Annotated in this window: 14 protein-coding genes; 11 read left to right on the forward strand and 3 right to left on the reverse strand. The window is 67.5% G+C overall.

All coding sequences use genetic code 11. From position 1 onward, the window contains the following. Positions 1-5 precede the first annotated feature (5 nt). Together ureA and AC27L4_RS02035 are read right to left on the reverse strand one after the other, a co-directional pair. Positions 6-308, reverse strand: coding sequence for an urease subunit gamma (gene ureA / locus AC27L4_RS02030; protein WP_487140280.1), 303 nt, complete (start codon positions 306-308; stop codon positions 6-8). Between the two features lie 23 nt (positions 309-331). Continuing rightward, entirely contained in the window at positions 332-1,210 is an 879-nt protein-coding gene (locus tag AC27L4_RS02035; RefSeq protein ID WP_487140281.1) for an urease accessory protein UreD, read from the reverse strand. Between the two features lie 266 nt (positions 1,211-1,476). Here AC27L4_RS02035 and AC27L4_RS02040 point away from each other — a divergent pair, with 266 nt between their 5' ends. The 10 genes from AC27L4_RS02040 (at position 1,477) to AC27L4_RS02085 (ending at position 14,184) form a co-directional block, all read left to right on the forward strand. Then, on the forward strand, positions 1,477-2,040 hold the full coding sequence (locus AC27L4_RS02040) for an urease accessory protein UreE (RefSeq protein WP_487140282.1): 564 nt from the start codon (positions 1,477-1,479) through the stop codon (positions 2,038-2,040). A 36-nt stretch (positions 2,041-2,076) separates the two neighbouring features. Next, positions 2,077-2,712 carry an urease accessory protein UreG gene (gene ureG, locus AC27L4_RS02045; protein ID WP_487140283.1) on the forward strand — a complete coding sequence of 212 codons (636 nt, stop codon included), beginning with the start codon at positions 2,077-2,079 and terminating at the stop codon, positions 2,710-2,712. Between the two features lie 464 nt (positions 2,713-3,176). Beyond that, the gene (locus AC27L4_RS02050) at positions 3,177-3,734 is read left to right on the forward strand and encodes a DUF1269 domain-containing protein (protein WP_487140284.1); all 558 of its coding nucleotides are present in this window, start codon (positions 3,177-3,179) and stop codon (positions 3,732-3,734) included. Then, positions 3,731-4,003: a YMGG-like glycine zipper-containing protein gene (locus AC27L4_RS02055; RefSeq protein ID WP_487140285.1), complete on the forward strand. Its 273-nt coding sequence runs from the start codon at positions 3,731-3,733 to the stop codon at positions 4,001-4,003. Before AC27L4_RS02050 ends, AC27L4_RS02055 begins: the two co-directional genes overlap by 4 nt. A gap of 239 nt (positions 4,004-4,242) precedes the next feature. Continuing rightward, positions 4,243-5,676 carry a basic amino acid/polyamine antiporter gene (locus tag AC27L4_RS02060; RefSeq protein ID WP_487140286.1) on the forward strand — a complete coding sequence of 478 codons (1,434 nt, stop codon included), beginning with the start codon at positions 4,243-4,245 and terminating at the stop codon, positions 5,674-5,676. A 20-nt stretch (positions 5,677-5,696) separates the two neighbouring features. Further along, positions 5,697-6,935, forward strand: coding sequence for an arginine deiminase (gene arcA, locus AC27L4_RS02065; protein ID WP_487140287.1), 1,239 nt, complete (start codon positions 5,697-5,699; stop codon positions 6,933-6,935). A gap of 98 nt (positions 6,936-7,033) precedes the next feature. Then, positions 7,034-8,602 (forward strand): alpha/beta hydrolase, encoded by a 1,569-nt coding sequence (locus tag AC27L4_RS02070; RefSeq protein WP_487140288.1) that lies wholly within the window; start codon positions 7,034-7,036, stop codon positions 8,600-8,602. 167 nt (positions 8,603-8,769) lie between these two features. Continuing rightward, positions 8,770-9,807 (forward strand): helix-turn-helix domain-containing protein, encoded by a 1,038-nt coding sequence (locus AC27L4_RS02075; RefSeq protein WP_487140289.1) that lies wholly within the window; start codon positions 8,770-8,772, stop codon positions 9,805-9,807. Between the two features lie 178 nt (positions 9,808-9,985). Next, positions 9,986-11,101: an efflux RND transporter periplasmic adaptor subunit gene (locus AC27L4_RS02080; protein WP_487140290.1), complete on the forward strand. Its 1,116-nt coding sequence runs from the start codon at positions 9,986-9,988 to the stop codon at positions 11,099-11,101. After that, positions 11,098-14,184, forward strand: a complete 3,087-nt coding sequence (locus AC27L4_RS02085; protein WP_487140291.1) for an efflux RND transporter permease subunit — start codon at positions 11,098-11,100, stop codon at positions 14,182-14,184. The genes AC27L4_RS02080 and AC27L4_RS02085 overlap by 4 nt, the downstream gene beginning before the upstream one ends. Before the next feature lie 872 nt (positions 14,185-15,056). Here the strand turns inward: AC27L4_RS02085 and AC27L4_RS02090 are convergent. After that, on the reverse strand, positions 15,057-15,992 hold the full coding sequence (locus tag AC27L4_RS02090) for a LysR family transcriptional regulator (RefSeq protein ID WP_487140292.1): 936 nt from the start codon (positions 15,990-15,992) through the stop codon (positions 15,057-15,059). A 501-nt stretch (positions 15,993-16,493) separates the two neighbouring features. Between AC27L4_RS02090 and AC27L4_RS02095 the strand changes: the two genes are divergently transcribed. Further along, positions 16,494-17,549 carry a helix-turn-helix domain-containing protein gene (locus AC27L4_RS02095; RefSeq protein WP_487140293.1) on the forward strand — a complete coding sequence of 352 codons (1,056 nt, stop codon included), beginning with the start codon at positions 16,494-16,496 and terminating at the stop codon, positions 17,547-17,549. The last annotated feature ends 408 nt before the right edge of the window (positions 17,550-17,957 follow it).

Raw genomic sequence — 17,957 nt, forward strand, 5'->3', positions numbered from 1 at the left:
CCCCCTCACGGTATCGGATTGTGGACGGTGACCAGCTTGGTCCCGTCCGGGAAGGTGGCCTCGACCTGGACGTCGTGGATCATCTCGGGGATGCCCTCCATCACGTCGTCCCGCGTCAGCAGCGTCGCGCCATAGGACATCAGCTCGGCCACGCTCCTGCCGTCGCGCGCGCCCTCCAGCAGGGCGGCGGAAATATAGGCCACGGCCTCCGGGTAGTTCAGCTTGACCCCGCGCGCCTTGCGGCGCTCCGCCAGCAATGCTGCGGTGAAAAGCAGGAGCTTGTCTTTCTCACGCGGCAGAAGTTCCATCTGCTCCCCTCCTTATGACTGAATCAGGTTGCCCAAATGCGCGGCGGCGCCGACGGCTTGCCCTGGCAGGTGCCGCGCAGGACGGCCCAGGCGCGCACGAACAGCGCCTTGCCCTCCGACATGCTGGCGCCGAGATAGCGGCAGACGATCGCCTCCTCGAGCTGGCTGACCGACAGGACGCCTCGGCCGTCCTCGCCCAGCTCGCGGCGCAGGCGTTCCGCCGCGCCCTCGTCCGCCGGTCCGACATGGACCATCGTGCCGAGGATGGGCTTGCCCGCCAGGGCGAAGGCGGCGTCGGCCAGGGACGAGCCGCCGGCGAGCGCGAGACGCTCGAACCAGACGGGCCGGCCGCCGCGAACCACCTCGACGCGCTGGCGCAACGCCCCGGCGGCGAAGCGCTCGCCGGCGGCAGGACGGCCGAGGCTGATGAAGTCCCAGCCGACATAGGTCGCGCCGTCGGCCAGCTCGACCTGGGTGGCGAGGCTGGCGTCGGCGCCGTCATAGACGATTGTTTCCTGCGGCAAGTACTCGCAGACGGCGCCGGCCCCGACGTGGATTCGCGCCGTCTGGCGGCTGGCGCCGTGCCGGCTGCGATAGAATTTCGTGGCGCCCGGCGTGGTCAGCAGCGCGCGCGCGCCGGGGGCGAGATGAAAGGTCATCTCCAGGCTGTCGCCGCCCGCGACGCCGCCCGGCGGATGCAGCAGGTAGACGTGGCACGTGCCGTCCGGCTCGGGATGGAAGGGGCGCTGCACCATCAGCGGGCCGAGATGGCGGCGGCGGTGCAGCCTGGTGCGGGCGGCATGAACGTCGAACCACAATTCGAGCTCGCCCCGCCACTCGCTGCGCTGCGGCGCGTAGACGGCAAGGGCAGGCGCGGCATCGACAGGCGGTTCGGCAAGCAAAAGCGGCTCCATGACGCGCCGGCCGCCCACAGCTGATGCGCTGGACATCTGGGCCGAGCGGTATCGGCACCCTGCTTAACTCACGGTCGGTTGATCGACAACAGGAGAATTTCCAAAGATGAATCAAGAGGCTGGCGTCTATACACCGCGTCCCGGTTCTATACCGGACGTCTCGCGGAAGGACTTTGTTTTGCCTGTCGCCGGAAGTCGACGCACAATGACCGCCCGTCCGGACGGGCGGGTGTTGGATCGAGCGGAGAGCAGGAATGTTGAAGGCGATTGCCGTCCGGCACATGTCCGAGGCCGGGCCGGCCGGGCCTGTACCCTTCGACAGGGCGGTGCTCTCCCATGACGAGCGGCACCTGCGCCGCAAGGCCGTGACGCTCGCCGGCGGCGAGCGGATCCTGGTCGACCTCGCCGAGCCGGTGGTGCTCCGGTCCGGCGATGCGCTCATGCTCGAAGACGGGCGGGAAGTCGCGATCGTGGCGGCGCAGGAGCCCCTGCATGAAGTTGTGGCCCGTGGCCCGGTCCATCTCAGCGAACTGGCCTGGCATATCGGCAACCGGCACCTTGCAGCCGCCATTGCCGCGGACCGCATCCTGATCCTGCGCGATCACGTCATCAAGGCGATGCTGGAAGGGCTCGGCGCCGTGGTCCGGGACGTCGTCGCGCCGTTCGAGCCCGTCCGCGGCGCCTATGGCGGGCAAGGCCATGGCCTTGCCGGGCATGGTCGCGATCACCATGAGCATGGCCACCACCACGATCAGCATCATGACCATGGGCACCATGGCCATGGTCCCGGGGCGCACCACCATCATCATCACGACTGACGCCGTCGGCGGCGACGGAACCAACGGGAAGCCATCATGACGTCCAGGAACGGTCCTCTGCGCATCGGCATCGGCGGGCCCGTCGGCTCCGGCAAGACGACGCTGACCGAAAAGCTCTGCAAGGCGCTGCGCGACGAGTTTTCGATCGCCGTCGTCACCAACGACATCTACACTCAGGAGGACGCGCTGATCCTGGCGCGGCGCCAAGCGCTGCCGGAAGACAGGATCATGGGAGTGGAGACCGGCGGCTGCCCGCATACCGCCATCCGCGAGGATGCCTCGATCAACCTCCAGGCGATCGCGGAACTGCGCCGCCGCATCCCCGATCTCGACATCGTCTTCATCGAATCGGGCGGCGACAACCTGGCGGCGACCTTCTCGCCCGACCTTGCCGACCTCACGCTCTATGTCATCGCCGTCTGCCAGGGCGAGGAGATCCCGCGCAAGGGCGGCCCCGGCATCACCCGCTCGGACTTCCTGATCATCAACAAGAGTGACCTTGCTCCTTACGTGAACGTCGACCTCGACGTCATGCGCGCCGACGCCGCCCGGATGCGCGGCCCGCGCCCCTTCGGCTTCACCGACCTGTCGCGCGGCAAGGGGCTCGATGCCGTCATCGCCTTCATCGTCGAGAATGGCGGCCTCGAGCGCAGCCTGCGCCAGAGCGCCTGACGCCCGGCTCCTCTCCCGCGGGCACGCCGGACATGTCCGACGTGCTTTCCTCGCGGCGCGATGCAGCGCCTTCCTGCGAGAGAGCCTGGGCTTTCCGTCCCGTGCGCCGTCCTCCGACCCCGCGGCGTCGCCTGCGGATGCCCGGCGACTCCGCGCCGGGAGAGCCCGTCTGCCGCGACAGATCAGCCGGGGCCGCGAGCTGCCGTCGGATTTCGGCAAGTTTTGTGCGCCGCGGCTCAAGGGTTCCATGCACTGCAAACTGAGATCCGCGGCCTATTCTTGGGACGCTCCGCCCTTTCTGGTCTGACAACCGACGCCCTATTATCGATCATCAGAAGGCAGTCGACGGGGGCGCGGTTCTGCCCGGAAGCGGCGCGGCCTGCATGGCTGCTGCCTGCAGCCGAGCGTATCCCGCCGCGGAACCGTCCGACGTCGAGCCGGGACTTTAGGCAGGAAGCGAGCGCATGTCGGATCTCGTCGTCATCACCTATCCGAGCGAGCAACGGGCGGAAGAGGTCAGGCAGCGGCTGCTGCAGTTGCAGAAGGAGTTCCTGATCGACATCGCCGACGCGGTGATCGCCACCAAGGCGCCCGACGGCGAGATGAAGCTCAACCAGCTCGTCAACCTCAAGGTCAGCGGCGCGGTCTCGGGCAGTTTCTGGGGGCTGCTGGTCGGCATGGTCTTCCTCAATCCGCTGCTCGGCGTGGCGGTCGGTGCCGCGTCGGGCGCGCTCGGCGGCGCCTTCGCCGACTACGGCATCAACGACCAGTTCATGAAGGACGTCGCCCAGAGCATCAATCCGGGCGATGCGGCGCTCTTCGTGCTGGTCCGAAAGATGACGGAAGACAAGGTCCTGGCCGAGATCGAAGGCTTCGGCGGCAAAGTGCTGAAGACGTCTCTCGATGCTTCGAAGGAGCAGGCGCTCAAGGACGCGCTGGCCAAGGCCGTGTCCTCGCAGATCCTGGCCGACGAGCCCGCGGCACCCGCTCAAATTTCGACGAACCCGGGAGGGACGCCATGAGGCATCTGGTCATCCTGCTGCTGACCGCAGGCGCGCTCGCGGCCTGCAACAGCGATTCCCAGTCGCAGCGCACGCTCGGCGGCGGGCTGGTGGGGGCCGGCGCCGGCGCGGCGGTCGGCAGCCTGACCGCTTCGAATTCACGTCGGGGAGCTGCGGTCGGCGCAGCGGTCGGCGGTGTCGGCGGAGCGCTGATCGGGCGCGCATCGACACCCAACAACTGCCTCTATCGCCACACGAACGGCTCGGTGTTCGAAGGGCCGTGCCCCTGATCCCGGAGGGCCCGGCCGGCCGGGACGGCTTCCGGGCACGGCCCCCTGGCATCTTCGAGGACGCGCCTTTCCCTCCTGGCGAAGGCGCGCTCCTTCGTCGACGATGCCGGCCGCCGCCGGCCCGTCCCTGACGGTGCCGGGAGGCGTTGCGCCGGAGTTTGCTGCTCGCGCCGGCGACCGGGGCGGGCTCGCATCTTGAACGCATACAACCGACGGGCACACACCGTGCGAGGGCAGGAATGACATCCAAGACGACTGGGACGATGTCCTTGCCCGCACTCACCGCCATGGTGGTCGGGTCGATGGTCGGGGCCGGCATCTTCAACCTTCCCGGCCGTTTCGCCACCGCGACCGGGCCGTTCGGCGCCATCATCGCCTGGGCGATCGCGGGCACCGGCATGTACATGCTGGCGCGCGTGTTCCAGGCGCTGGCCCAAAGGCGGCCGGACATCGATTCCGGCGTCTTCGCCTATGCCAAGGCCGGCTTCGGCGACTATATGGGCTTCCTGTCGGCCTTCGGCTACTGGGTGGGAAGCTGTCTCGGCAACGTCTTCTACTGGGTGCTCATCGGCTCGACGCTCGGACGCTTCTTCCCGGAGATCTTCGGCGACGGCAGCTCCCTCACCGCGATCATCGTGTCGCTGATCGGCGTATGGGCCTTCCATTTCATGATCCTGCGCGGTGTCGAGCAGGCGGCCTTCGTCAATACGATCGTCACCATCGCCAAGATCGTGCCGCTGATCGTTGCGATCCTCGCCTTCATCTTCTTCTTCAGCTACGCCCAGTTTTCGGAGAACTTCTTCGGCGGCGTGGGAATGCCCGAGAAGACGCTGTTGGCGCAGGTGCGCGACACCATGCTCATCACGGTCTTCGTGTTTCTCGGCATCGAAGGCGCGAGCGTCTATTCCCGCTTCGCCAAGAAGCGCTCGGATGTCGGCACGGCCACCATCCTCGGCTTCGTCGGCGTCACCGGGCTCATGGTGGCCGTCACGCTCCTGCCCTACGCCACGGCCCCCCGCGCAGCGATCGCGGGCGTTCAGAACCCCTCGCTCGCCGGCGCTCTCGAGCTGGTCGTCGGGCACTGGGGCGCCGTGCTGATCTCGGTCGGCGTGCTGGTCTCGGTGCTCGGCGCCTATCTCGCCTGGTCGCTGATCTGCGCGGAGGTGCTGTTCGCTGCCGCCAAGTCGCAGGACATGCCGAGGCTGTTCGCGGCGCAGAACGGCAACCGCGTGCCCGCCAATGCGCTGTGGCTGACCAACATCGTCGTCTCGCTGTTCGTGATCTCGACCTACTGGTCGCGCGACGCCTTCAACTTCATGCTGGACATGACCAGCGTGACGGCGCTGCTGCCTTACCTGCTCGTTGCCGGCTACGGCGTGCTTCTCGCCCGCAGCGGCCAGGGCTACGAAGCCGCGCCCGGCGAGCGCGGCCGCGACCAGATCTTCGCCTGGATCGCGGTGATCTACACCCTGTTCATGTTCATCGCCGCCGGCCTGAAATACGTGCTGCTGGTCGCGGTGCTCTTCGTGCCGGGAACGGTCCTCTATTTCTGGTCGCGCTGGGAGCAGAAGGCGCGCGTGTTCGCGCCGGCCGAGCTCGTCATCTTCGCCGTCACCGTCATCGCAGGCCTGGTCGGCGCCTACGGTCTTCTGACCGGCGTCATCACGCCTTGAGAAGCAACAGGAGCCCAACGATGGAAACCAAGTTCGGCGTGCATTCCGAGGTCGGTCAGCTTCGCAAGGTCATGGTCTGCGCGCCGGGCCGGGCGCACCAGCGCCTGACGCCGAGCAATTGCGACGACCTCCTGTTCGATGACGTTCTCTGGGTCGAGAACGCCAAGCGCGATCATTTCGATTTCATCACCAAGATGCGCGACCGCGGCGTCGATGTGGTGGAGATGCACAATCTGCTGGCCGAGACGGTCGCGATCCCCGAGGCCAAGGCCTGGATCCTCGACAACCAGGTCGTGCCCGACCAGGTCGGGCTCGGTCTCGTCAACGAAATCCGCAGCTATCTCGACGGGCTGTCGCACCGCGAACTGGCCGAGACGCTGATCGGCGGCCTCTCCACCTACGAGTTTCCGGAAACGCATGGCGGCGAGATGCTCAAGCTCGTCCGCGAGGCGGCCGGGGTGACCGAATACCTGCTGCCGCCCCTGCCCAACACCCTCTACACCCGTGACACCACCTGCTGGATCTATGGCGGCGTGACGCTCAACGCCCTCTATTGGCCGGCGCGCCACGAGGAGACCATCCTCGCCACCGCGATCTACCAGTTCCATCCCGACTTTGCCGGCAAGGTCAATGTCTGGTGGGGCGATCCGCTCAAGGACCACGGCCTCGCCACCCTGGAGGGCGGCGACGTCATGCCGATCGGCAAGGGCAACGTGCTGATCGGCATGAGCGAGCGCACCTCGCGCCAGGCGATCAGCCAGGTGGCCGCCAACCTGTTCGAGAAAGGCGTGGCCGAGCGCGTCATCGTCGCGGCCATGCCCAAGCTGCGCGCCGCCATGCATCTGGACACGGTGTTCACCTTCGCCGACCGGGATTGCGTGCTGCTCTATCCCGACATCGTCAACGGCATCCAGGCCTTCTCCTACCGCCCCGACGGCAAGGGCGGCGTCGAGCTGCACAAGGACAAGGGCAGCTTCGTCGAGACGGTCCGCGATGCCCTCGGCCTCAAGGCGATGCGCGTCGTCGAGACCGGCGGCAACGCCTATATGCGCGAGCGCACCCAGTGGGACAGCGGCGCCAACCTGGTCTGCGCCTCGCCGGGCGTCGTCTACGCCTATGACCGCAACACCTACACCAACACCCTGCTGCGCAAGGAAGGCATCGAGGTGATCACCATCACCGGGGCCGAGCTCGGCCGCGGTCGCGGCGGCGGTCATTGCATGACCTGTCCGATCATCCGGGACGCCGTCGACTATTGACGCACCGCCTCCCGTTGCTGCAGCCGTAGAGGGGGCCGTCGGCCCCCTTTGCGCGCCTGCGAGGGGGCGATGCGCTGGGCGGGGACAAGACGAGCGTCATGGCGGCTTGGGCATATCGACTGGTGAAGTGGACGGCCGTGCTCGTGGCAACGGTGGTCGTGGCGATCCTGGGCGTGCGCATCTACGATTCGCAGCGCGGGCTGCCGCTGGAGAACTGGCACACCTTCATCCCGAACGAAGCGCATGCCGCGGCCATCGACGGGATGGACTGGGCGCAATACCTCGCGGCCGAGGATGCGCTGATGCAATCGGTCCGCGCCCAGGGCATGCGCGATGCCGGAAAGACCGAAGGCCCCGGCTTCAGCCGCTACGTTCGCGGCAGCCCGGTCGATCCCGAACATTTCGCGCATGACTGGAACCGCTCCTATATGCTCGAGCCGGCTGGCGCGCCGGTCGGGGCGGTGGTGCTGCTGCACGGGCTGACCGACAGCCCCTACAGCTTGCGCCACGTCGCCAGGGCTTACCGCGACCGCGGCTTCGTGGCCGTCGCCATCCGGCTGCCGGCCCACGGCACGGTTCCCGCCGCGCTGACGGCGGTGGAATGGGAGGACTGGGCCGCGGCCACGCGCCTGGCGGTCCGCGAGGCCAGGCGGAGGGCCGGACCGGGGGCTCCGCTCCACATCGTCGGCTTCTCCAACGGCGGCGCCCTGGCGCTGCTCTATGCGCTCGAAGCCATCGACAATCCGGCCCTGCCGCAGGCCGAGCACCTGATCCTGGTCTCGCCGATGGTCGGCATCACCCGCTTTGCCCGCTTTGCCGGCCTCGCCGGTGCGCCGGCCTTCCTGCCGGCCTTCGCCAAGGCGGCCTGGCTGTCCATCCTGCCCGAGTTCAACCCGTTCAAGTACAATTCCTTCCCGGTCAACGGTGCGCGCCAGTCCTACGCGCTGACCCAGGCTCTGCAGGCCGAGATCGGCGCGCATCAGCGCGACGGGCGGCTTTCCCGGTTGCCGCCGGTCCTGACCTTCCAGTCGGTGCTCGACTTCACGGTCAGCACCCGGGCGATCATCACCGCGCTCTACAATCGCCTGCCGGCCAACGGCAGCGAACTGGTGCTGTTCGACCTCAACCGCAACACCAAGCTGGGGCCGCTGCTGACCAGCGCGTCGCGGACCATGCTGGAGCGCATCCTGCCGGCGCCGCCGCGCCTCTACGCCACCACGGTGATCATCAATGCCGGGCCGGGGCGCTCGGACATGGTGGCGCAGGTGACGCCGGCGGGCGAGACGGCGACGACGGTGCACGAACTCGGCCTGTCCTATCCCGCCGAGGTCTTCTCCCTGTCGCATGTCGCCTTGCCCTTCCCGACCACCGACGCGCTCTACGGCACGAACCCGGACGGCACGGAGGATTTCGGCATCAAGCTCGGTTCGGTGGCGGCCCGCGGCGAAACGGGCACGCTGATCGTGCGTCTCGACAACCTGCTGCGCATGTCCTCAAACCCGTTCTTCCCCTACGTCCTGACGCGGGTTTCGGATATGATGGCGCCGTCGCCGGCCGGGGCCGGCAAGGCGATGCCGACCGCCGTTCCCGCCGTTTCGGACGCCGACGAGGCGACTCAGGACGATCCCTGGTCGGCGGAGTTGAGCGATTATGATGATGTGTGGTAACAGGATAACTCTATCGTTGCGAAATGTGAGCGATCTCTGACACAATTTTAAGCAACTTATCCTTCAGGTTTCAATTTGCCATCATCTTCGAAGGGCATGATGGGGCGCCGCCGTGCGTGCCTTTAGGGTAGTTGAGGGTGAACGCGACTATCATTCGGGAGGCGGGTATGGTCGTGCAATCTTCGCTGGTCTTCTCGACATGTGATTTGCCCAGGCGGGAGCAGTTCGACGCCTGGCGCAGCTTCATGGCCCCGGTCGTCGATATGGAACTGCTCGAAAGCCCGTCCGCCGGCTTTCCGGCCGAGCAGACCGTGTGGAACCTCGGCAGCCTCGTCCTGACCCGGGCGCTCCTGCCGGGCGGGCAGTACCGCCGCCGGTTCCGGCATTTGCGCAAGAACCCCCTGGACCATTGGTGCCTGGTGCTGTCGGACGACCGGGGACGGCCCGGCGACGCGGCCTGGGACGGGGCGGGCGGGAGCCGGCAGCTCGGCATCCGGTCGCTGGCCCGGCCCTTCGAGGGCGAGGCGGCGGACTGCTATGTCCTGTCCCTGTTCATCCCCCGCGACCTGTTCGGGGGCGCGGCCAGCGCGCTCGATGCGATCCAGGGCGAGATCGGCGATGTCGGCGCCAGGGGGATCCTGGCCGACTACCTGCTGAGCCTGGCCGGCCGCATGCCGCAGGTCGGCGTCGACCAGGTCGGCCAGATCGCCGAAGCGACGAGGGCGCTCGTCGCCGCCTGCCTGGCGCCGAGCACCGCGGACATGGCCGTGGCACGGCCGGTGATCAGCCTCACCATCCTCGACAAGGCCCGCATCGCGATCCAGAACAATCTGCAGAAGCCCGGCTTCGGGCCGGGCCAGCTGTGCCGGACGGTGTCGGTCTCCCGCTCGCGGCTCTACCGCCTGTTCGAGCCGCTCGGCGGCGTGACGCACTACATCCAGCGCCAGCGCCTGCTCCAGGCCCACGGCATGCTGTCGGACGGCAACAACACCGAGACCATCAATCGGATCGGCGAGCGTTTCGGCTTCCTCGACGCATCCGGCTTCAGCCGTTCGTTCCGCAAGGAATTCGGCTACAGCCCGAGCGATGCACGCACGGCTGCGCTGTCCGGCTTCCCGCGCTCGCCCTCTCCGCCGCGCAGCTTCCGGGCGCCCCCGCCGAGCGCCAGCCCCCTCGGCGACACCCTGCGGGCCCTCCACGCCTGACGCCGCCGGCGGGTGCGCGCGGCGGGTGTTTGAGACGCGTTGCACAGAGACAGGACTCTCGGCCGGTACCGGCGCGGAAGCTGGTTGTTATAGTGCGGCACCGTTTGCGCGCGGGCCCGGCTGCGGCCGGATCGGCGCGCCCTGCGTTGCCGGCGAGTTGAAATCGAGGAAGCTGGACGTGCCGATATCGAACCTGGCTGCCGGCGGCGGAAGCCGACTCGCACATGCATTCATTCCCCTGTCGGTCGTCTGCCTCGTCCTGGCAGGGTGCGGGCAGCAGGAGCAGGAGCAGGCCGCACCGGCGCCCCGCCCGGTCCGCACAGAGACCGTCGCCATCCAGACCGCCGGCGAGCCGGTGTCGCTGACCGGCTCGATCCAGGCCGTCAACGAGGTGGCGATCGCCTTCCGCATCGGCGGGCAGTTGATCGAGCGCCAGGTCAATGTCGGCGACCGCGTCGAGCCCGGGCAGGTCCTGGCCAAGCTCGATCCGCAGAACGAACTGAACGCCTTGCGCTCGGCCGAGGCCAATCTCGCCGCGGCCGAGGGCCAGCTCGTGCAGGCTCGCAACAATTTCGACCGCCAACAGAGCCTGATGCGCAACGGCTTCACCACGCGGGCCAATTTCGATCAGGCGCAGCAGGCTCTCCAGACCGCGCAGTCCATGGTCGACGACGCCGGCGCCCAGTTGAAGATCGCGCACGACCGTGTCGGCTTCACCGAACTGCGGGCGGATGCCGCCGGCACGGTGACGGCGCGGGGCGCCGAACCCGGAGAGGTCGTGCAGGCCGGCCAGATGATCGTGCGCCTGGCGCGCAAGGACGGACGCGACGCGGTCTTCGACGTGCCGGCCCAGATGATCCGCTCGCTGCCGCCCGATCCGGTCATCAACATCAGCCTGACCGACGCGCCGGGCATTGCCACCACCGGCCGAGTCCGCGAGGTGGCGCCGCAGGCCGATCCCGTCACCCGCACCTTCCAGGTCAAGGTCGGCCTGATCGATCCGCCCGAAAGCATGCGCCTGGGCTCGACGGTCCGCGGCCAGACCGAGACCCAGACCCAGCCGCGCATCGCGGTCGCGGCCTCCGCCCTGACCTCGTCCGAAGGCCACCCCGCCGTCTGGGTGGTCGACCCAGCCGATTTCACCGTCGCCTTGCGGCGGGTCGAGGCCGCCCGGTTCGACCCCGCCTCCATCATCGTCTCGGAAGGCCTGAAAATCGGCGACATCGTCGTGACGGCCGGTGTCCAGGCCCTGCATCCCGGCCAGAAGGTCAGGCTCCTCGAGGCGGCGCCATGAGCGGCTGGAATCTGTCCGACTGGGCGCTGAAGACGCGCTCCGTCGTCGTCTACTTCATGATCGTCGCGGTGGCGGCCGGCGTCTGGTCCTTCACCCGCATCGGCCGCAGCGAGGATCCGAGCTTCATCATCAAGACCATGGTGGTGCAGGCCGCCTGGCCCGGCGCTTCGATCGACGACACGCTCAAGCAGGTCACCGAGCGCCTGGAGCGCACGCTGCAGGAGACGCCGCACCTCGATTTCATCCGCAGCTTCACCCGCGCCGGCGTCACCACCATCTTCGTCAACCTGCAGGGCAGCACGCCGGCCGACGTCGTGCCCGATGTCTGGTATCACGTGCGCAAGAGCATCGGCGACATGCGCAGCACGCTGCCGGCGGGCGTGGTCGGGCCGGGCTTCAACGACGAGTTCGGCGACACGTTCGGCATCATCTACGGCTTCACCGCCGACGGCTTCTCCATGCGCGAACTGCGCGACCAGGTCGAGACCGTCCGCTCGAAGCTGCTCAACGTGCCGGACGTCAGCAAGATCGAGATCCTCGGAGCCCAGGACGAGCGGATCTTCATCGAGTTCTCGATCAAGGAACTGGCGGCTCTCGGCATCGACCGGCAGGCGCTGCTGGCGGCGCTGCATGCCCAGAACATCATCCACCCGGCGGGCACGATCCAGACCTCGGACGAGGCCATCGCGCTGCGGGTCACCGGCTCGTTCAGTTCCGAGCAGGATATCCGCGACATCAACTTCCCGGTCAACGGCCGCATCCTGCGCCTGAGCGACATCGCCCAGATCCGCCGCGACTTCGCCGATCCGCCCCAGCCCCTGTTCCGCGTCAACGGCAAGCCGGCCATCGGTCTGGCCATCGCCATGCGCGAGGGCGGCGACATCCTGGCGCTCGGCAAGAACATCAAGGCGGCCATGGCCGAGGCCACCGACGACATGCCGATCGGCATCGAGAGCCGCCTCGTCGCCGACCAGGCCGTGACGGTCGACCACGCCATCGCCGACTTCATGGCCTCGCTCTGGCAGTCGGTGGCGATCATCATGGTGGTGAGCTTCATCAGCCTCGGCGTCCGGCCCGGCCTGGTGGTGGCCCTGTCGATCCCCCTGACGCTCGCCGTGGTCTTCTCGATCATGGATCTGGCCAACATCGACATGCAGCGCATCTCGCTCGGGGCGCTGATCATCGCCCTGGCGCTCCTGGTCGACGATGCGATGACGACGACGGACGCCATGCTCAACCGGCTGGGCGTCGGCGACGACAAGCACAGCGCGGCCACCTTCGCCTTCCGCACCTATGCCTTCGCCATGCTCGCGGGCACGTTCGTCACCATCGCCGGCTTCGTGCCGGTCGGCTTCGCCGCGAGCTCGGCGGGCGAGTACACCTTCACGCTGTTCGCGGTGGTCGCCATCGCCCTGATCGTCTCCTGGTTCGTCGCGGTGATCTTCGCGCCGCTGCTGGGCGTCCTGATCCTGAAGGCGCCGGCGAAGACGGCCGCAGAGGCCAAGCCCGGCTGGGTCTTCCGTACCTATAGCAGCTTCCTTTCGGCTGCCATCCGCCTGAAATGGATCACGATCGGCGCCACGCTGGTGCTGTTCGCCGCCTCGATCCTCGCCCTGCCGCTGGTGCCGAACCAGTTCTTCCCGTCCTCGGACCGGCCGGAGCTGCTGGTCGACCTCAGCCTGCCGCAGAACGCGTCAATCTTCGCGACCGAGTCCGCGGCCAAGCGGTTCGACCAGGTGCTGGAAGGCGATCCCGACGTCGATCGCTGGAGCACCTATGTCGGACGCGGCGCCATCCGCTTCTACCTGCCGCTGAACGCCCAACTGCCCAACGTCTTCTTCGCCCAGGCCGTCATCGTGGCCAAGGACGTGGCGGCCCGCGAGCGGCTGCACACCAAGCTGGAGAAGCTGCTGGCCGAGCAGTTCCCGGGCGTGGTCGCCCGCGTCTATCCGCTGGAGCTGGGACCGCCGGTCGGCTGGCCGATCCAGTACCGCGTCAGCGGCCCCGACCCCGACCGCGTCCGCGACCTGGCCCTCAACCTGGCGCGGACGGTGGCCGGCAATCCCGACACCAGGCTGGTGAACTTCGACTGGAACGAGCCGGCCCGCGAGGTGCGGATCCGGGTCGACCAGGACGAGGCGCGCCTGCTCGGCCTCAGCAGCCAGACCATCGCCACGGTCCTCAACACCGTGATCTCCGGCAGCCCGATCACCCAGGTGCGCGACGATATCTACCTCGTCGACGTGATCGCCCGGGCCACGGACGAGCAACGCGCCGACCTGTCGACGCTGCGCTCCCTGCAGGTGCCGCTGCCCTCGGGGCGCACCGTGCCGCTCAGCCAGTTCGCCACGCTCGAATATGCCCAGGCCTATCCGATGATCTGGCGGCGCGACCGCGTGCCGACCCTGACCGTGCAGGCGGACGTCGCTCGCGGCGTGCTGCCGGAGACGGTGACCTCCGCGCTGGACGAGCCGATCGCCAAGCTCTCCAAGGACCTGCCGCGCGGCTATCACATCGCCGTCGGCGGCACCGTCGAGGAAAGCCAGAAATCGCTCGCCTCGGTGCTGGCGGTCGTGCCGGTGATGCTGCTGATCATGTTCACGGTGCTGATGCTGCAGCTCAAGAGCTTCCAGCGCCTGGTGCTGGTGCTCAGCGTCGCCCCGCTCGGGCTGATCGGCGTGGTCGGGGCGCTGCTGCTCTCCGGCCGGCCGCTCGGTTTCGTCGCCATCCTCGGCATCCTCGCCCTGATCGGCATGATCACCAAGAATGCGGTGATCCTGATCGGGCAGATCGACGCCGAGCGGGTCGCGGGCAAGGACGTGCGCGCGGCCGCGATCACCGCCTGCAGCCAGCGCTTCCGTCCGATCATGCTGACGGCGATCTCCACCGTGCTCGGCATGATTCCGATCGCGCCGACCGTGTTCTGGGGGCCGATGGCCGTGGCCATCATGGGAGGTCTGCTGGTGGCGACCTTGCTGACGCTGATCTTCCTGCCGGTTGCCTACACCACCTGGTTCGAGCGGTTCGACCGCTCGGCCGAGAAGGCGCCGGAGGTGAAGACGCCGGCCGGCCAGCCGGCCTGACGGGCGGCGGACGCGCGAGGGCGCCCACCGCGCCCCGGAGGACATGGGCCGCCTCGATCAGGGCCGACCCGTCCCGAGCCCGGCGAGCCGGGACCGGCTTGCCTTGATCGCGGCAGGAGAAGAGGCCGGCAGGAGCGATCGCGGTCTTTCGACGGCTCGGCTGGCCGAAGCGCCTGCGGATGCGACGTCACCCGGATATGGTCCGCTCGCCGGTGTCGATAGGGCCGACGCGGCCGGTCAATGCCCTGTCTCCAGGGCAGCCTTCCTGCCGGGAGAGCTCAAGCCGACATGCGGAAAGACTCTCATCTCTGCTTTGAGGAATAGCATTCGAAGTTTACCTTCACTCAAAGCATATTCGACCAATTCGGAGTTGAGATAACGTCCCGTTCTTGAATGTTGACCGGACGGTATGGGGATGCGGTGCACAAAATTTGGGACACCGCGTCATTTCTCATCGTTATCTGGAATGATAATTTGCCCAAAATCGAATATCCGCGACCGCGCAATCGAGTAGGGCAGGATAGGCTCATGAAAAGACGTGCAATCCTGACTGAAAGCGGCGCTGCGGTCATCGGTTTCTTGTCTCGGTCCGACTTCCGCCGACACGTCCGGCCGGTCGGCTGCTGCGTGGCCTTGTTCGATCGGCCATCGGTTGCCTCGCGGTGGCGACGCGGCAGGGGCGCCGCGATCGGATTGTGAAACCCGGCCCGCCGGTACTGATGCTCCGCCCGCCGGGCCGAGAAGGGGGGGCACCGGCGATATTGGTGTCGTTCATCGGGGTTGAGGCCATCGGGGCGGGTGCCCTCGACGCGATCCGGGCTCTTTCCGACCGGTCCCGTCGATGCTTGCGTGACGGCGGCAATCCCTCGCGTTCAGGCGGAGCGCATCACATCCACCAATTCTTCCAGCAGCCATTGAAGGCCCCTGTCGCGATCGCCGCGCTGATGCCAGATGGCCTCCGCGGCGGCTTCCAGCGGCTCGTAGGGCAAGTCGAGGATCGCGTGGGTGCCCGCAAGCACGAGCTGCCGCGCCATCCGCTCGGGCAGCGTCGCGACCATGTCGGTCGCCGACAGGATGCCGGGAACCGCCGCGTAGTGCGGCAGCGAGACGGCGACATGCGCCACGGCGTCGCCTTCGGTGGTCTCGATCAGCAGGCGGTCGATCCATACGCGCCGCCAGACGCCGCGCTCATCGATGAAGCCATCGGCGGACTTTTCTCCGCTGCCTGTCAACTCCACCACCACGAACGGGTAGGAGAAGAGCTGCGCCCGGTCGACCGGCAGGCCCGCCAGCGGATGCCCGCGGCGCACCACGATCGCCTCCCTGTCCCTCAGGATCGCCGTTCGACGCACCCGCTCCGGCAGGTCGTCGAACCAGCCGATGACGAGGTCGAGCTGACCCTCGTCGAGATGACGGATCACATCGGTCCGGTTGTAGGGAAAGATGCGCAGCTCGAGCTGCGGCGCCGTCCGTGCGAGCCGTTCGACCAGGCGGGTGAGGATGATCGTCGTGCCGTAGTCGGTGGTGGAAATGCGGAAGGTGCGCGCCGAAACGGCCGGGACGAAAGACCTGGCGCTCACGGCATCGTCGATCCGTCCGAGCCCGTCGCGGATGGCGGGGGCGAGTTCGAGAGCGCGCACGGTGGGCGCCATTCCATCCTCGCCGTGAACGAACAGCTCGTCGCCGACCGCGTGGCGGAGGCGGGCAAGAGCATGGCTGATCGCCGACGCAGTGACGCCGAGCTCCTTGCTCGCCCCGCTGACGCTCCGGCACTGCATGACAGCTTCGAAGACCCGAAACAGATTCAAGTCAATTCTCTTTATGGACATGCCGATGCTCCGTGACTCGATTTCAGGTTTTACCTGAAGAAAATTCAGCGTTTACGTGTCGCCAATATATTGGCATGTTTCGTCCAAGGGGGGATAAGCTCGATATTCTTGCGGGATTTTTCGAGATTTTGGAATATTGGCGATGGTTTCTGCTGGAATCAACTATAAAGAGCGTGAAGCAACAGCTGACGAGGCCATGCTCGAGGCTTGGAGCCTCAAGGCAGGTATTGGCTGACCCGCCGATGCCTTTCCCTCGACGAAGACGCCAATGCGAAAGTCATGGCGGGGCGGCGGCGCGCGGAAACAGCCTGTCGCGCGCACCGGCCGGGCCGCGACATGTCGCGGGAGGGCATCCGCCGGCGCGCGGCTCCCGTCACGGCGACCTGAACGGCAGATCAACGCGGCTCCCTTCCAATCCAGACCGGATCGCTTCCGATCGGGAACGAGCATGACGATTCGGTTCCAGTCCAGCTCTCTTGCATGAAAAAACATCCCCCCAATGACGCATCGGATGGGCAACCGGATGGTGCGCCGCTTCAAGCCGCCGAGTTCACGACCCATGGCCTTCCCGGCCCGGCTCAGTTCAACGAATTCAAGGCGGCCTATCGAGGGGTGATCGAGATCTTCCCCGCCAGAAGCAAGGACAAGACCTTTCCGGTCCATCAGAAAACCTGGAATCTCGACAAGATGGCTCTGGTGTGCGCGCAGTTGCCGGGGCCGGGCTATGCCTTCGGCTGGCGTCATGCGCGGCGCGTGGAGTTCGATCACTGCTATGTGCTTCTGCCGTTCGACGGGGCAGCTTCGGAGGTCTTCCAGGGCCGGGCGACGGCACTGAGCTTTCACTGCCTGGCAAGGCCCTTCCAGTCCGAGCTCGAGGCGCAGGGCATGCTCCTGCTCTTCATTCCGCGCGATCTCGTCGCCGTCAATATCGATGCGGTGCTGGACCGCCGGCTCGACGACGGCGCGAGCCTGCTGCTGGCGGATTTCCTGACCGTGCTCTGCCGCCGCCTTCCGCGATTGCGCCCCTCCGAGCTGCCGGGCGTTCTGGAGGCGACCCGCGGCCTCATCGCCGCATGCGCCGCTCCTTCCGAGATCCCGCCCTCGGGCGCACGCGACCCCATCGACCTGAGACTGCTCAATCGGGCGAGGCGGCTAATCGAACGCAGAATCGCGGAGCCCGATCTTTCTCCCGAATCCCTGTGCCGGGACCTGTTCGTCTCGCGGTCGCGCCTTTATCGGACCTTCGAGCCGTTCGGCGGCGTGTCGGCGCATATCCGGCGCCAGCGGCTGTTGCGGGCTCGCGACGCCCTCCTCGACGCCGGCAACGTGCGTTCCGTCGCGCGGATAGCCGAACTATGGGGGTTCGCGGACGCCTCGACGTTCAGCCGGGCGTTCAAGAGCGAGTTCGGCTTGTCGCCCGGGGCGGCCCGCAAGATGGGCTGGGCCGAGCGCGGCTATCGCAGCGGCCGTGACGAGCCGCAAAACCGGGCAGGTGCACTGAGCCTGCACGCCCTGCTGAGACGCCTGCACGCCTGAAGAGTCCCGGAAGGGGGGCGCTGCGAATGGGCCGAGGCGGACAGGTGCGGCGCGAAAAGCAGGATGAGGATCGCCAGCGGTTGCGCCGGCGCAGCCGCTGGCGAGGCGTTTCTGAGGGGCGTCGCGGACTGTCGCGGCTTGCCAGCCGAGAAGGGAGAGCCCGGATCACCGGAGGATACTCCTCCTGAGTTCCTGGCCTTGGGCGAAATCAGGGACTGTGGCGGCCCCGTGTCCTGCAGCCCATTGCCGTCGTCGATGGGCGGAGGAACCCGGGCCGAGCCCGGCTTGCGGATGATGCCGCGAGGAAGAAGCCGAAAGGTATGGCACGGCTGGATCTTGAAGATCCGCGGCCGGACCGGATCAGGCGGTTCCGCGTTCGCTGATCCGGACGTGGGAAAAAGCGTGATC

Source organism: Labrys sp. Lb11 (genome assembly GCF_057554225.1).

What these genes read in the sequence shown, in the direction of transcription:
- ureA (WP_487140280.1), bottom strand. Translation starts at nt 308, where the DNA reads ATGGAACTTCTGCCGCGTGAGAAAGACAAGCTCCTGCTTTTCACCGCA.
- AC27L4_RS02040 (WP_487140282.1), top strand. Translation starts at nt 1,477, where the DNA reads ATGTTGAAGGCGATTGCCGTCCGGCACATGTCCGAGGCCGGGCCGGCC.
- ureG (WP_487140283.1), top strand. Translation starts at nt 2,077, where the DNA reads ATGACGTCCAGGAACGGTCCTCTGCGCATCGGCATCGGCGGGCCCGTC.
- AC27L4_RS02050 (WP_487140284.1), top strand. Translation starts at nt 3,177, where the DNA reads ATGTCGGATCTCGTCGTCATCACCTATCCGAGCGAGCAACGGGCGGAA.
- AC27L4_RS02055 (WP_487140285.1), top strand. Translation starts at nt 3,731, where the DNA reads ATGAGGCATCTGGTCATCCTGCTGCTGACCGCAGGCGCGCTCGCGGCC.
- AC27L4_RS02060 (WP_487140286.1), top strand. Translation starts at nt 4,243, where the DNA reads ATGACATCCAAGACGACTGGGACGATGTCCTTGCCCGCACTCACCGCC.
- arcA (WP_487140287.1), top strand. Translation starts at nt 5,697, where the DNA reads ATGGAAACCAAGTTCGGCGTGCATTCCGAGGTCGGTCAGCTTCGCAAG.
- AC27L4_RS02070 (WP_487140288.1), top strand. Translation starts at nt 7,034, where the DNA reads ATGGCGGCTTGGGCATATCGACTGGTGAAGTGGACGGCCGTGCTCGTG.
- AC27L4_RS02075 (WP_487140289.1), top strand. Translation starts at nt 8,770, where the DNA reads ATGGTCGTGCAATCTTCGCTGGTCTTCTCGACATGTGATTTGCCCAGG.
- AC27L4_RS02085 (WP_487140291.1), top strand. Translation starts at nt 11,098, where the DNA reads ATGAGCGGCTGGAATCTGTCCGACTGGGCGCTGAAGACGCGCTCCGTC.
- AC27L4_RS02095 (WP_487140293.1), top strand. Translation starts at nt 16,494, where the DNA reads ATGAAAAAACATCCCCCCAATGACGCATCGGATGGGCAACCGGATGGT.